At 58.4% G+C, this 14,363-nt stretch carries 16 protein-coding genes, 2 tRNA genes and 1 pseudogene; 7 read left to right on the forward strand and 12 right to left on the reverse strand.

The features are described 5' to 3' along the window. Window positions 1-453 precede the first annotated feature (453 nt). Both NKH51_RS17525 and NKH51_RS17530 read left to right on the forward strand, forming a co-directional pair. Window positions 454-648, forward strand: coding sequence for a cold-shock protein (locus NKH51_RS17525; RefSeq protein ID WP_006087767.1), 195 nt, complete (start codon window positions 454-456; stop codon window positions 646-648). 325 nt (window positions 649-973) lie between these two features. Beyond that, entirely contained in the window at window positions 974-1,249 is a 276-nt protein-coding gene (locus NKH51_RS17530) for a PadR family transcriptional regulator (RefSeq protein WP_254762958.1), read from the forward strand. Window positions 1,250-2,512: 1,263 nt separating this feature from the next. On the opposite strand, the gene NKH51_RS17535 is transcribed toward NKH51_RS17530, so the two are convergent. Continuing rightward, window positions 2,513-2,845, reverse strand: coding sequence for an AAA family ATPase (locus tag NKH51_RS17535; protein WP_254762959.1), 333 nt, complete (start codon window positions 2,843-2,845; stop codon window positions 2,513-2,515). Window positions 2,846-3,488: 643 nt separating this feature from the next. Beyond that, window positions 3,489-4,469 (reverse strand): sensor histidine kinase, encoded by a 981-nt coding sequence (locus tag NKH51_RS17540; protein ID WP_254762960.1) that lies wholly within the window; start codon window positions 4,467-4,469, stop codon window positions 3,489-3,491. Window positions 4,470-4,620: 151 nt separating this feature from the next. Here NKH51_RS17540 and NKH51_RS17545 point away from each other — a divergent pair, with 151 nt between their 5' ends. Next, window positions 4,621-5,652: a PAS domain-containing sensor histidine kinase gene (locus NKH51_RS17545; RefSeq protein WP_254762961.1), complete on the forward strand. Its 1,032-nt coding sequence runs from the start codon at window positions 4,621-4,623 to the stop codon at window positions 5,650-5,652. 274 nt (window positions 5,653-5,926) lie between these two features. Beyond that, window positions 5,927-6,211 (forward strand): hypothetical protein, encoded by a 285-nt coding sequence (locus NKH51_RS17550; RefSeq protein ID WP_254762962.1) that lies wholly within the window; start codon window positions 5,927-5,929, stop codon window positions 6,209-6,211. A gap of 20 nt (window positions 6,212-6,231) precedes the next feature. Here NKH51_RS17550 and NKH51_RS17555 read toward each other — a convergent pair whose 3' ends face one another. Both NKH51_RS17555 and NKH51_RS17560 read right to left on the reverse strand, forming a co-directional pair. Next, on the reverse strand, window positions 6,232-7,578 hold the full coding sequence (locus tag NKH51_RS17555) for an FG-GAP repeat protein (RefSeq protein ID WP_254762963.1): 1,347 nt from the start codon (window positions 7,576-7,578) through the stop codon (window positions 6,232-6,234). Window positions 7,579-7,713: 135 nt separating this feature from the next. Then, window positions 7,714-7,902, reverse strand: a complete 189-nt coding sequence (locus tag NKH51_RS17560) for a DUF8053 family protein (protein WP_254762964.1) — start codon at window positions 7,900-7,902, stop codon at window positions 7,714-7,716. A gap of 88 nt (window positions 7,903-7,990) precedes the next feature. Between NKH51_RS17560 and NKH51_RS17565 the strand changes: the two genes are divergently transcribed. Further along, window positions 7,991-8,425, forward strand: coding sequence for a DUF8023 family protein (locus NKH51_RS17565; RefSeq protein ID WP_254762965.1), 435 nt, complete (start codon window positions 7,991-7,993; stop codon window positions 8,423-8,425). Between the two features lie 268 nt (window positions 8,426-8,693). On the opposite strand, the pseudogene NKH51_RS17570 reads toward NKH51_RS17565, so the two are convergent. Then, window positions 8,694-9,317 (reverse strand): annotated as a pseudogene (locus NKH51_RS17570) (DUF7845 domain-containing protein); the annotation flags it as partial. A gap of 2 nt (window positions 9,318-9,319) precedes the next feature. After that, window positions 9,320-9,616: a hypothetical protein gene (locus tag NKH51_RS17575; protein ID WP_254762966.1), complete on the reverse strand. Its 297-nt coding sequence runs from the start codon at window positions 9,614-9,616 to the stop codon at window positions 9,320-9,322. 197 nt (window positions 9,617-9,813) lie between these two features. On the opposite strand from NKH51_RS17575, the gene NKH51_RS17580 reads away from it, so the two are divergent. Continuing rightward, complete coding sequence (locus NKH51_RS17580) at window positions 9,814-10,053, forward strand: hypothetical protein (RefSeq protein WP_254762967.1); 240 nt, start codon at window positions 9,814-9,816, stop codon at window positions 10,051-10,053. Between the two features lie 151 nt (window positions 10,054-10,204). On the opposite strand, the gene NKH51_RS17585 is transcribed toward NKH51_RS17580, so the two are convergent. The 5 genes from NKH51_RS17585 to NKH51_RS17600 form a co-directional block, all read right to left on the reverse strand. Then, window positions 10,205-10,444 carry a DUF7563 family protein gene (locus NKH51_RS17585; RefSeq protein WP_254762968.1) on the reverse strand — a complete coding sequence of 80 codons (240 nt, stop codon included), beginning with the start codon at window positions 10,442-10,444 and terminating at the stop codon, window positions 10,205-10,207. Between the two features lie 167 nt (window positions 10,445-10,611). Further along, window positions 10,612-10,686, reverse strand: a tRNA-Ile gene (locus NKH51_RS17590). 71 nt (window positions 10,687-10,757) lie between these two features. Continuing rightward, on the reverse strand, window positions 10,758-10,886 hold the full coding sequence (locus tag NKH51_RS18835) for a hypothetical protein (protein ID WP_256527483.1): 129 nt from the start codon (window positions 10,884-10,886) through the stop codon (window positions 10,758-10,760). An 89-nt stretch (window positions 10,887-10,975) separates the two neighbouring features. After that, on the reverse strand, window positions 10,976-11,560 hold the full coding sequence (locus NKH51_RS17595) for a MogA/MoaB family molybdenum cofactor biosynthesis protein (RefSeq protein WP_254762969.1): 585 nt from the start codon (window positions 11,558-11,560) through the stop codon (window positions 10,976-10,978). A gap of 196 nt (window positions 11,561-11,756) precedes the next feature. Then, a tRNA-Asn gene (locus NKH51_RS17600) sits at window positions 11,757-11,829 on the reverse strand. 95 nt (window positions 11,830-11,924) lie between these two features. Here NKH51_RS17600 and cca point away from each other — a divergent pair. Beyond that, on the forward strand, window positions 11,925-13,313 hold the full coding sequence (gene cca, locus NKH51_RS17605) for a CCA tRNA nucleotidyltransferase (RefSeq protein ID WP_254762970.1): 1,389 nt from the start codon (window positions 11,925-11,927) through the stop codon (window positions 13,311-13,313). Window positions 13,314-13,331: 18 nt separating this feature from the next. Here the strand turns inward: cca and NKH51_RS17610 are convergent, their stop codons facing one another. Beyond that, window positions 13,332-14,363: a histone deacetylase family protein gene (locus NKH51_RS17610; protein ID WP_254762971.1), complete on the reverse strand. Its 1,032-nt coding sequence runs from the start codon at window positions 14,361-14,363 to the stop codon at window positions 13,332-13,334.

Consider the following 14,363-nt stretch of genomic DNA (forward strand, 5'->3'; position numbering starts at 1 on the left):
GGGCGGCAACCGCTCGCGGCCGCTGTCGACCGCGATCGAACCGAAATCTGGCCGCGTGAGCGAACGAGCGCGACGACGAACGCGACCGCGACGAAGAAGCCGACCAGGGTCACTGTGCGACCGTCGGCACCGAGACGGGACCGCTGGCTCGGGCGATTCTGGACGGACGGTCGGTTCGACTCGAGACGAGGGCAACGACACCGGACCGCCCTCGCCCATTTCTATTCACGAGACCGAACTGCACTCGAGACCGGAACGGCCCTGATGCCCTCGCGACGGGGGTAATAAGGGGTATCTCTCCCGACGGACATCTCCGAGAAGTAGAACGTCCGACATGGTCGAACAAACCCTATTCACCCGTTGATTGTCGGATTTCGCCCGTGACTTATTTTGTTTCGACATACGAGCTATAACAGAACTGTTATACGTGTCGGCGGTCTCGTCTGAATTGCAATGGCGAAAGGAAACGTTGATTTCTTCAACGACACTGGCGGCTACGGTTTCATTTCGACGGACGACGCGGACGATGACGTATTCTTCCACATGGAAGACGTTGGCGGTCCGGACCTCGAAGAAGGCACAGACATCGAATTCGATATCGAACAGGCCCCCAAGGGCCCCCGCGCCACCAACGTCACCCGCCTGTAAGACGGCTTTTTACGTTCGGTAACGGGTTTCACATTCGATTATCATTCTTCGGACGCTACGTCACGAGCGACGGCCAGCCGTCGCTCGAACCCGAAGGGCGGGCCGTCCTCTGAGCAGATTCGTATCATCAATGCAATAGCTACCGACTTGTCACGAAAATCCGGGTCAATAGGGGCTGAGGCGGCGGATGTAATCTCTGCTTACTACATGAAACCGGAGACAGCGGCGTTGATGGCTCAGTTAGTACGACTGAACGTACGAGAAACGGTTGATACGAAATCGATAACAAATAGTCGTGTTCCCGTTCGTCCGCCTGAATACAACAATGGACGATCTGACAGGGTTTCAACGAGACCTTCTGTACGTGATCGCAGGGGCCGATCAGCCGTCCGGCCAGGACGTCAAAGACGAGGTCGAGACGTATTACGACAGCGAGATCAATCACGGCCGATTGTACCCCAATCTCGACACCCTCGTCAATAAGGAACTCGTCGAAAAAGGGGAACTCGATCGCCGAACCAACTATTACGAGATCAGCGACAGCGGCCGACAGGCCATCGACGAACGACGGCAGTGGGAACAACAGTACATCGACGAGTAACGCATCGGCCCCTGTACCTGTCCGTCGGCGTCCCCTGCCAGCCCCTGCGAACGGCCGACCGAGGCAGTCCCGTCTCCGGGCGAAACGCCGGCCCTCCCAGAGACGCAACCGTCGACCATCCCACTCTCGTCGAACCGATACCGACACGTGGCCCGTTTCTCGAGACGCGTCAGCCCCTCCGGCCGCTCGAGCGATCTCCCACTACTCCGATGGCACGGTGGCGGTGATCACCGCGGGACGGAGCAGGCGACGATCTCGTTCGATAAGATCTTTTGACAGAATGGTGGTGGGTGGTCTCCGGATGGGGAAGGGGAATGCCGGAGGCAACATGTTATTATTAGATATATCCATTAGTTGTTTCGGGTAATGTTTGTTGGGCAACAAGGTTATTTCAGCACCGTCCAAAGAGAGTGATGGCGGGGCGTAGATTCGACTCGATAGAATCCTTCCGACCCGAGACATACGGAACCCCGCCACCCTGGGATCGTTCCAACGAGAAGCCAATCGCCATATTGTCACCCGATCCCAGAACCCATTGACACATCACTAATGGGGGCTCAACGCTGGCCTCTGGCCGGCGTTTCTCGAAATTAGCATTCAAGAGAAAAGTCGGATCTGAACCCCCCTAATTTCTCGACTTCGTAATACTAAGTACAGGGCGTTCACTTTGAAAATGTTCATCCGAAATACATATCTGAGATAGGTTATTAGTCAGTTTATGAAGCGACGTTCAGTCCTTGCTGCCTTCTCTGGTTGTGCTCTCCTGTCGTTGTCTGGTTGTATTGCTGAACCTGGTACGAATGGTGGGTTGTTAGAAATTCTTGAAACACAGAAGCCTTCCGGGGCAACAGTTACGCCAGCAAGCGATGAGCGGATCCACTCTGTAGAATCAATCCAAACCGCACTTGACCGGGCAACTGCGAACGGAACTGCCGATCTACGGTTGAGTCAATCTGAGTTTGATACTACCGCGACTGCTCTCACCCCGTTGCCATGGTATGAACGGGAAGAGGACTCCCCCTCTGGCATATATATTCGTCACGAAGAGGAAATCTTCGTCGTATCACTATGGCCCTACTGTACCGACTCCATCCTTGGAAGTGCGGAAAGCGAGCGTGGTGTCTATGGTCGTGGTGGTTGTCTGGACCCAGAGGACCGTCCAGGAAATCCTTGATCAATACGCAGAGCTACCAAATGGCCATTTCACTCACAAGAATGTAAAAGAAACGCTATAGTCAATCAGTAGTGATATCGATCTCGTCATCAACATCGAACGTCACTGCTCGAGTCGAGAGCGTCTCGGCGATCACCCGAGTCTTGGGCGAGTCCGTGGAGTACCTCTGTTTTCGAAGAGCCGGACATACAGTTCCAGTACGCCCGTCGCACCCCGAACGATTCCTCTCGAAGCTTCCGGACGACGTACTTCGCCAGGGTCGTTTTCCCTGACCCTGATGGGCCAAAGATCAGACTGTGTTCTCCCCCGACTCCCTGCGTCAGCGGTTCTAGCGCTGTGGCGAGTTGGCTGATTTGCCCATCTCTGTGCTCGAGGTCCTGGGGGACATAGGTGGTCTCAAGGGCCCGAGCGTTAGTTATCATATTGTCATTTTTCTATTCATATCTCATAGATATATCTTCTTATATTGGAGTAGTGGCGGAAAGATAACAGAATCTTGCGGGTCGAACCTATGACAGATCCCGACAGTAGGTTCACTTCTACATCTGCGTGCCTCTCCACGGGACTTGAGTTGATAGCCTGTCTCTGCGGTTTCATCTCCTATTACCTCTTGACAGTGATAGGCCTGAAGCGAAGGTGAAGGGGGACAAGAGGGGGGAAAGGATCTCGCCTCTGGATAGGGCAGAGAGGCAATCTATAATTATCAGAAATAGCTATTAGTTCTTTCGGGGCACATAGTTGGCCATCACGCTTATTGAACCATCACGGAAACGGCTACTTGGCGAGGGGAAAGGATCTGGTCGGAGACCCACTACCTACTGATCCGCTCCGAGACATACCTCGCCGCTTTCGAGATCGTTCCAACGCAGGTCAATAGCCATATTGTCATACTCGATCTCGGTCCCACCCCAATTGACACACCACTTGAGGGATGGGAGGTGAACGCCGGCCCCTGTCGGCGTTTTCTCGAAAAAGTAGATCCGTTGAACGCCATCGAATACCCGATTTCAATCGATCCAGAGCTATCCGCTTGATTTCTCGTCCACGCTGAGTGGCCACTAACCGTTATACACTTCCTCGAAACTCGAAGCGAGCACCACCCTCAGCACTTTTTGCGAGAGAAACCTCGAGATCGTGTTCGGCAGCTATTCGGCTAATAATCGTCAAGCCGACACCGTTTCCACCATAGCCCGTCGTGAATCCATGCTCAAACACCCGATCTCGATCCTCCTGTGAGATCCCTTTCCCTGTATCTTCAACGTAGAAGCCGTCGTCTACAGAGCCGACTCTAACAGTCACGTCCTCTCCACCATGGCCAACGGCGTTTCTGGACAGATTCTCGAAGAGCGCCTGTAACTGACTCCGATCACCAACGATTGTGCAGTCCTGTGTTTCGAGGGACGCGGATCGTGTATCGATCAACTCCCAAGCGTTCCGAGCGACTTCCGCCAGCGAGATTTGCTCGTGCTCGTGAGACGAAATACTGGGCCGGGCGAGTGTCGTAAGATCCATAATTAGGTCATCAACTCGCTCTAACGCATCCTCAACTCCATCGAGGCACGCCTTATCACCGGTTTCGCGATACTGTTCGAGCTCTCCAAGCGCGACCGAGAGCGGAGTTCGAAGATCGTGGGAGAGCATGCTTGCGAACTGATCTAAGCGTTTATTCTGACGTTCGAGTTCTTCCGAGGTCTGGCGAACCTCAGTCACCTCTTGGGTCACAAGTACCCCGTACGGATTCGCGTCAATTCGTGCTGGTCTCGTCTCAATATGGTGGACTCTACCGTCGTATTCGATATCGAACGATCGAGACTCCCCATCGATTGTCGCGTTGAGTCTCGGCTCGAGCTCGATCGCAGTTTCTTCAGGAAAGAGCTCATAGAGTTGTTTGTCGACCATATCCCTCGCCTTTCGATCTGAAAACGGGAGAGACTCAGGACCAACGATACGATAGTAGAGGTCAGCGTCGAATAACACCAATACTCCATTCGGAAAATTATCGATCAACACTTGGCGACCATCTGGTGGTGGGTGTGTGCTTTCCATATGTAGCGTCAATAGTCCTCAGGACGGTTTTTCGTCTGTTAAAGATGGTGGCTCGAGACATCGGAAAATCTCTCAAATGGCGGGTATTAACCAACAGGCAATTGCTTCCCCTGCTGCGTGATTTTTATAATTGTAATTTCTGGAAATTACTATGGCCGATACGACTACCACGGGACTGCCACGTATTTTCGATGATCTAAATCTTGGTATCATTTTACACGACCCGAAGACAGGAGATATTCTCGACGTGAATACACGTTTAGAAGAGCTATACGGCTATTCTCGTTCAGAACTACGCGAAATGGAAGTGGGGGATTTCACGGCGGCTTCCACTCGGTTCTCACAAGACGAGGCGCTTCATCGTATTCAGGCAGCGGCCGACGGAGAAGAGCAGGTATTCGAATGGCAGATCGAACGGGCAACTGGTGAACTAGTCTGGATTCGTGTTTGCCTTGACCACACTACGATTAATGGGATATCATATATTCTCGCTGAAGTCAGAGATATTACGGAATACAAAGCACGAGAACGCCGTCTTCGCCTCTTGAGCCGAGTCGTCCGTCACAACCTTCGAAATGAGACTAACGTACTCCTCGGCTACGCTGAGCGCCTCAAAAACGCCATCGAAAGCGAAACGCTCGAGGAAGAGGTCGAGACCATCTCGGAGATTGCCACAGAAATTGGAACGTTGAGTGACTCCATTCGGCAGGTCGAAGAGATTGCGGAACCCGACGCGACAGAGCGATCACCTACGGATCTCGGAGATATAGTTACGGAAGCCGCCACGGAGATCCGATCCCAGCACCCAGAAGTTGAACTGACCATCGATGTCCGATCAAATACGTTAGTGAATGCCGATAAAGGTCTCCGCTACGCTGTGAAACACGCGCTCGATAACGCGATCGTCCACAACGACCATGAGACCCCCACCATCACGGCGGTGGTAAAAGAGACGACTGATCGAGGAGAGATTCGAGTCATCGATACTGGACCAGCGATTCCGGCCGTTGAGACTGCCGTTCTCAAAGAAGACGTTACAACAAGTACGACATATCACGGATCTGGCGTCGGTCTCTGGGTAATGCAGTGGTGTGTCGACGCTCTCGGTGGCGAACTTCTGTTCGAAGAAAACGATCCTCGGGGAAACATCGTCCGATTCTTGCTCCCCCAAGTCGACCAGTAAAGACGGTCTAAGTAGCAAATACTCTGTCCGACTATTGCTACTTATTCTCGATGGCAGTTCGATCTGTGTTGGCTTGACCCCACACCCGGGGGTTGCACGTCGACAGAATTCGATCTCCGATTTTGCACATCGAGCCCGAGTCGAGTTATGTAAAATGGACCTCGAGCTGGGCTGCCCGATGCGCTGATTGTGCTGGCAACAGGCTCCCGTTCGGTTGTTCTTTATATGGGCTCGAGATTGAGTCACCGCAAATCTCTAGGATTCCGAGGGGGTTGTGCAAATCACGATGCGAATTCAGAAGACCGAAGCTCGAGAACGGAAGTGGAAGTACCTGAAAGAAGCAACGGGCGAGAATACGGTTTCAGGCGCGCTCGATGTGGCTGCAGACTACTACCTCAAGATGCGTGGGGACACGACTGCGCAGCCGAACGGGCGGGTGCCCGAACTGATCCGCCGCGCTGACCAGGAAGGATCACTAACTGCAGCGGAAATCGCGAAGATTCTGGACAGCAATGAACTATCGATAGAGTACCAATCAACGTGGACCGTTGGTAATTGAGAGTAGAAGGGATTCGCCTTTCAGTCGAAGATATAGGCTGATCCTGATTCCTTTCCGTTCGGATCCTCGTCGCTTGGTGCACTGATAATAGCAGTGCCATCAGTCGATATCGACACTGAATCGCCGAACATATCTTCAGAGTCGCGGTCCTCTGCCGCTAATTTAGCCTGTTGATTCCATGTATCACCACTCGCCTTGAAGAGGTATGCCGATCCCTCGCTATCACCGCTCGAACCCATATCTTCGAAGCGAGCACCGATAAGAGCGGTACCATCGCCAGTCATTGACACTGAGCTGCCGAATTCGTCGTGTTCTTGGCCGTCGTCAGCGGCGAGTTTGGCCTGTTGCCTCCATTCACCGCTATCCGATTCGAAGTAATAAGCAGAACCTTCCATGTTACCGTTCAGACCGTCACTACCGGCCGCACCGACGAGCGCAGCCATGCCGTCAGCCGATATTGATACTGAACTTCCGAATTCATCATTGTCTTTTCCGTCGTCTGCGGCGAGCTTAGCCTGCTGGCTCCATGCATCGCCATTCTCCACGAAAATATAGGCTACCCCTGAGTAACTACCATTCGGTTCGTCGACACCGATCGCACCGACGAGTGCGGTTGTGCCATCAGCCGATATTGAGGTAGAAGTACCAAACTCGTCACGGAGACTACCGTCCTCAGCCGCGAGTTTGGTACGTTGGCTCCATGTATCCCCGTTCGACTCAAATATATATGCCGACCCCGCCTCCAAGCCGTTCGGATCCTCATCCGCAACTGCGCTAATGAGCGCCGTGGATCCATCAGCCGATATCGATACTTCCCACCCGAATCCGTCTCGCGGGTCGCCATCTGTAGGCGCCAGCTTTGCCTGTTGGCTCCATCCGTCGCCACTTGCTTCGAATACGTAGGCTGACCCCGCACTCTCGCTACCACCATTCGGATCCTCGTCACCGACCGCACCGACAAGCGCGACGGTGCCATCAGCTGATATCGACACTGATGCGCCGAAATAGTCTCGCGAATCGCCATCATTAGGAGCGAGCTTAGCCTGTTGACTCCATTCGTCGCCACTTGCTTCGAAGACATAGGCTGAACCCGCTCCCTTCCCGTTCGGATCCTCGTCGTAAGTCGCGCCAACGAGCGCGGTAGACCCATCAGTTGAGAGCGACACAGATCCGCCGAAATCATCGTTTGAGTCACCGTCGCTGGCCGCTATTTTCGTTGTTTGTGTCCGGAGACCTTCCTCTCCGAGGTCCGTTTGTGGGGATCCTTCACCTGGACCGTCATCTCCGCCTGAGCTACTACAACCGGCCAGCACCGAGATACCAGTTACACCTAACGAAGCCAAGAACTCTCGCCGTTGCCCTCCCATACCAGAGGTCTCTAATCAACTGCAAAGAACATATTGTTCAGAATCGAAATTTGGCCCCATAATACAGCTAGTCGGAATTCTGATCAATACAGATCAGGCTAACTCCCTTTTGAAAATTCGAACAAAGAGTACATTTCATTCTGTATCGATTCCCTCGACGAGCTCGAGCGACCACTGGCCGTCGTCAACGTGGCGGATGTGGATGTGGTGTTCGCCGTCGATCTCGCCATCTTCGTCAAGCAGTCCCTCAATGCGAAGATCATCTTTCGGCAGGGTCACACCGGCCGAGTTCTGGTCTAGCTTCCGGAGTTTGTTCAGTGCCATACGACGAGGCGGGCAACCCGCCTTGGTATAAGCTTTGCTGAACCTAGGTTTTGCTGACCTTTTCGGGGAAGCCAGTTGCCGCGGGCGTATGGCACTAAGTTTGCCAGAGAACGCAGTCCCGTCAGCAGTACGGCGGGAAGATGGTATCGACTTGATCGACAGCGTGCTCGCACCGCTGTTCGTGCTGGCGACGATCTCGGTCGCGTCGGTGGGCACGTTCGCGCTGAGCGCGCCGTTCAACACCGGTTTCGGCGGCGTCCTGTTCAGTTCGCAGGGCACCGAGATCACCTACGGATTCATCATTTCGATGATCACCGTCGTCACCGCGTGGGTGACGAACGGCCAAACGACGATCGACGACTACACCGATATGGAGACGGTCACGCTCTTGCTGATGTTCATCCTGAACATCCTCTCGGCGCTGGTGCCGGCCGTCTCGCATGCCGTCAGTACCATGTGGCCGCTGGGTTGGTTCATGGTGTTCCTGAACGGTGCCGGCTTCTACCTCATCGCGTACAAGTAAACTGGAGGGATAGAACATGAGACCGCGTTTTTCGACGGTTCTGATGGCGTTGCTCCTGCTCGTGGCACTCATCGGCTTCACCGTGACTGGCACCGCGCAGACGGTGGACTATGAGACCAACGAGACGGTCGCGCTCACGAACGACACCGAGCCGATCGCCGTTTCGGTCGACTGGAACGAATCGATCGCCGACCCGGCCAACACCTCGGCGACGGTCACGTTTTACAACGCGACTGAGTATCAGAACGACTCGGCGAACGCAACCATCGCCCTCGAGGTCGGAAAGATAGTGCGCGACCTTCTGGAGCACACCGGCCGACGAGAGCTTTTCAGCCCACTCACGGCGAATCCGAACGTAGCGCTCGTACGCCCACATTCGGCTCGCATCGTGCGGCTCGGCCCGGAAGTACTCCGGGTGAACACGCTCGCCCGCGTGCTCGAACACCGCGGCGAAGAACTCCGGCAGCAACTCGAGGCCGCGCTCAGGCTCGATGTTACTCGTGTGGAACTCGACGTCGACGCCGTCAATCTCACCGACCTGATTCTCCCACGGGAGCTGTAACCGCTCGCCGGTCTCCCAATGACGCATGTTCGGAAACCGGGGCGAGAGATTGAACGACGCCTTTCGCTCGCCGCGCCCACGGCCCACGATATCCCACTCGTAGAGCCGTTCAGCGTTGATTCCATCCGACAGTCGCGGCGCGAACCCCGACTTACTATAGCGCACCTCCAGGTGCCACGGCTCGCCGTCGACTTCGGTGTCGATCTCGAGATAGCCCTCAAAGGGCGGCCCGAGCATCACCGACGACAGCGCATCGTAAGGCCCGCGGCCCCAGTCGGGCCACTTCCAGCGGCCCTCGATCTCGTGCGGTGTCGTCTCGACTTGGGACACCGCTACTCACCTCGGTCGCGCTCGCTCTCGAGCAAGCCGATGAGTACCGTTACGGGATTCCACCACGTCGCGCTCTGACAGCCGTAGCAGACGTGCTTGAACGACGTGCAATCACTCGCCTTGAGGGCGGTCGGATCGGCCCGAGGGTGTTGATCCATTTCCTCGAGGCTCGCGCGTTTGACGCGCGTCCGCCCACAGCCCACGCAGACAGCGTCGACGGGAATACCGAACTTCCCGGCCGCCGGGTTCGCTAGCTCGGCCTCGAGGTCTCGGCCGTCCCGATCGGTGTCGACGCTCACCGCGAATCACCCACAGTTACGACCGGATCGGCAGAAGCGACAGCCACCAACGCCACTGTGGGGGTAATCGTAGTACCTGCTGAAAGACCGAAACCGCGGGTAATCCAGCGGAACATCCCGCTCAAGCCGCTACTCTTGATCTCACCCGGGCCAGTACTCACGAAAGACCTATCTAACAACTTTCCTATGAGTAGGCCATGGTGAAACACACTGAGGGGGAGCCCGTGGACAATAGAAATGGGAGTTTGGCCAAGACTGCACTCGATACAGCCATGCGGGCTATCCAGTTCCTGCTGGTGGCGATAGCCGTGGGTATGCTCCTGATCGCTGGGATTAGCATCCACTTCCCCATTCAACTGGCGTTGAAAGTAGCGGGGGCCGGAGCGATTGGGGCCGTCCTTATCGAAGTCATCTATTTCGGCCAGCTCAGCCAGTAGAGCTGTATCGCTCAAGGGATGTCCGCCGTCGGCCCAAACCTCCCGGTCCTCGAGCGCACGCCGAACGTCCGCGTCGGTCGCTTGATGGGCCGGATGGGCGATAGGCGTCCGACTCTCGACATCGTACAGCCGACTCGCCGGAACGAACTCGTCACGCATCGGCCTCACCTCCGTGGCGGCCGAGCGACGTTTCCGGATCGGGGATCGATACGTCGACGCCAGCTGCAGAGCCACGGCTCAGTCGCGCGTAGGTATCGCAGTCGCCACAGCGGTGGGCGCGATTGTCGTCGTCACCGAAGACGCGACGGAACCGGTCCGTGACGTGGGCACCGCAGTGACAACACGTCGAGTTGTCGACCGAGGACCAAGGCGTGACCGTCACGCCGACCATCCCGTTTCGGCTACTAATTTCGCAAGACGGCGACGACCCGAAACCAGCGACTGGTTCGGTTCAGGTTCAGAGGGGTGTCGTGCGAAAACGGAAAAACCGATCGTCGTACTGTTCAGGGCCCGCTCAGCGGCCGAAGAGGATTCGGCCACAGTTCGGGTTTTTGCGGATGGGCCCTGACGGATTCGAACCATCGACCACTCGGTTATGAGCCGAGCGCTCTCACCAGACTGAGCTAAGGGCCCGTCAATCGGGAGAAATCGTGCGCAGTAATTAACACTTGCTGTCCGTTCCGCTCACAAGAAAAAACGGGGTCCTACGCGGTCAGCGCCTCGAGCTCGTCGTCACTGAGCTCTGCCGCAAGCTCGTCCTCGCTGTGGGACTCGAGGATCTCTTCGCGCTCCTCGGCGTCGAGTTCGGTGACGGTTTCGAAGTGGTGGCACATAGCACTCGAAGGCACGCGAGCGCTGTCAATAAAGGCTGGTTCAGGCGTACTGACCGCTCGCTCGAGGAACGATCGAGCGCCCTGCCGACCTACTCTTCCTGATAATCCGCGAGCGTCTGGTCGTTCGCACCGGCGCGGTGGCGCGTCGCCAGACCGGCGAGGTGGGGCGTCTCGGGGACGATCAGTTCCTCGCAGGCGGTCTCGCAGGCGCTCTTGCTGCCGGGCAGGCAGAACACCGGCGTGTCGACGGCGATCCCCGCCGTCGCGCGCGAGGCCATCGCACGCGTTCCGACTTCGTCCCACGAGAGCGAGCGGAACAGTTCGCCGAAGCCGGGGAGTTCGCGCTCGAACAACGACGCGGTCGCCTCCGGGGAGACGTCGTCGGCGGTGACGCCCGTGCCGCCGGTGGTACAGACTACGTCGATGTCGCGCCGGGCGACCAGCCCGCGGACGGCGGTCCGGATCGCCGAGTAGTCGTCGCGAACGAGCAGTCGCTCGAGTACCTCGTGGCCCTCGGCCTCGAACGCTTCCTGAATCGTGTTTCCGCCCGGATCGTCGGGATCTGCTTCGGCCGCACGTGAACTCGAGACGGTCACGATCCCGACGTGGAGTGGATCGATGATATCGTGGCCGTGATGGTCGGTACTCCGTCGGTCGTCGCCGTCGCTGGTCATACGGCTATGTCACGGCCGGAAGACGTTAATCCCTGCCCAACGGGTGTGACTATCCCGCGATCCGTGTTCGACCACGATCGACCTCACTGCGTTCGGCCGCGTGCGACTCGCGTGTCCGAGTCGTGACTGGCTCGCTCTTGCGGAATCGGGGTTCGCTCGGAGCTACCGCTTCTCGCGAAGTGACGTTCCCCAAAAGCGCCGAAGCCAGGACTCGAACCTGGGACAACCTCGTTAACAGCGAGGTGCTCTACCATCTGAGCTACTTCGGCTCATCCATTGGTAGCCGGGTCGATTTGATAGGGCTTTCGTTTTCGCTGCCGGCGGTTCGACACCCTTTCACGCGGGGCTCGAGTAATCCCACGCGATGAGCGAGGAGGACGTTGACAGCGACGAGTCAGGGCGGCCGGACCTCGAGCGGGTCGTCGCCGAGATCCGCGCTGCGGTCACCCCCGACGAGGACGAACGCGCTCGACTCCGCGAGGTCGCCGATCGGCTCATCGACCGGGCCGAACGCGCCGCGACCGATCTGTGTGCCGACGCCGACGTGCTACAGGTGGGCTCGACGGCCCGCGACACGTGGATCAGCGGCGACCGAGACATCGACGTCTTCGTCCGCTTTCCGCCCGACCTCGACCGCGAAACGCTCGAGGCGTACGGCCTCGAGGTCGGCCACGAGACGCTGCCGGCGGGCCACGAGGAGTACGCCGAACACCCCTACGTGAAGGGAACGGTCGAGGGGTTCGACGTCGACGTCGTCCCCTGCTTTCGCCTCGAGTCGGCGACCGAGATCCGCTCGGCGGTCGATCGAACGCCGTTTCACACCCGCTATCTCCAGGCCAGACTCGACGACGACCTCGCTGGCGATGTCCGCGTGACGAAGCAGTTCCTCACCGGAATCGGCGTCTATGGCAGCGACCTTCGAACGCAGGGCTTCAGCGGCTACCTCACCGAACTGCTCGTCTGCGAGTACGGCGGCTTCCGGCCGCTGCTCGAGGCCGCGGCCGACTGGCAGCCGCCGGTCGAACTCGATCCCGAGGACCACGGCCGCGCGAGTTTTGGCGATCCGCTGGTCGTTATCGATCCAACCGACCCCGAGCGCAACGTCGCGGCGGTCTGCTCGCCGGCCAACGTTGCTCGTCTCCAGCACTACGCCCGCGCGTTCCTCGACGACCCGCGCACCGACAGCTTCGAATCCGTCGAGTGCGACCCGCTGACGGAAGCGGACCTCCGCAATCACCTCGCGCGCCGAGCCACCACGCCCGTCGCCGTCCGGTTCGATGCGCCCGACCTCGTCGAGGATCAGCTCTACCCCCAGCTCCGAAAGTCGCTCGCGGGGATCACTCAGGGACTGGACGACCGCGGGTTCGACGTCTTCCGGGCGACGACGTTCGCCGACGAGACGGCCGCCGTCTTCGCGGAACTGGCGGTCAGCGAGCGTCCCGCCGTCGAACGCCACGAGGGGCCGCCGGTCTCCGTCCGCGACCACGCGACCGGGTTTTACAGCGCGTACGCCGACGATCCCGACGCCTACGGCCCCTTCATCGAGGGCGATCGCTACGTTACCGAGCGCGACCGCGAGTTCACCACCGCGCGCGCGTTCCTCGAGAGCGACCGGCTCTTCGATGTCGGCCTCGGCGCACACGTCGAGACGGCGCTCGAAGACGGCTACGAGGTACTGGTCGGCGAGGAGATCGCGGCGTTACTCGATGAGTTCGGGACGGAACTCGCGACCTACTTCGATCCGCGGCCCTGAGCCCGCTCGCCGGTCGATCTACGTATCGCCGAGATCCGCGTCGAGGTCGTGGGCCTCGAGTACGTCCTCGAGTGCCGATGCCGCCTTTTCGCCGGGTTCGTCGTCGGGTTCGATCGGTTCCCGCCCGTCGAAGGTCTCGTGGACGATCGCCACGCTGTCGGCGAGGACGTCGAGCCCGTAGCCCCCCTCGAGAATGAACGCCAGCGCGGCGTCGGTGTCGTCGGCCAGCGTTCGCATCCGGTCAGTCATCAGCGCGTACGCCTCCGTCGAGAGGCGGATCCGCGAGATGGGGTCGTGGCGGTGGGCATCGAAGCCGGCGCTAATGAGCAAGAGATCGGGATCGTACTCGGTCAGCGCGGCGGTGATCGGTCCCTCGATGGCGGCCAGATACTCGTTGTCGTCGGTCCCGGCTGGCATCGGCACGTTCATCGTCGTCCCCTCGCCGTCTCCTTCACCGATTTCGTCGACCGCACCGGTGCCGGGATAGAGCCCCTTCTCGTGGAGCGAGACAAAGAAGACGTCGCCCCGGTCGTAGAAGATGTCCTGGGTCCCGTTGCCGTGGTGGACGTCCCAGTCGACGATCGCGACCCGGTCGACATCGTACTCGTCGTGATCGAGGGCGTGCTGGGCGGCGACGGTCACGTTGTTGACGAAGCAAAACCCCATCGCGTCGTCGTAGACGGCGTGGTGGCCCGGCGGCCGACCGATCGAAAACGGCGTTTCACGTCCCGTCGCGCCCTCGAGCGCTTCCTCGGCTGCCCAACAGGCCAGTCCCGCACTTTGGGATGCGGCGTCCCACGTCGCCTCGACGGCGGTGGTGTCGGGGTCCCAGCTACCGCCGCCCTCCGCGCAGAACTCTCGGACGGACTCGAGGTACTCCCGGTCGTGGACGGCGGCCATCGCGTCCATGTCGCAGGGGTCGGCTTCGACGTACTCGACGCCGTGTTTTCGCTTCAGTCGCTCCCGAATCGCCCGTAGCCGGTCCGGCGACTCGGGGTGGCGCGAACCGGGATCGTGTGCGAGACAGGTCTCGCTGTAGCCGAACTGCAT

The organism is Natrinema marinum (genome assembly GCF_024296685.1).
GTDB lineage: Archaea > Halobacteriota > Halobacteria > Halobacteriales > Natrialbaceae > Natrinema > Natrinema marinum.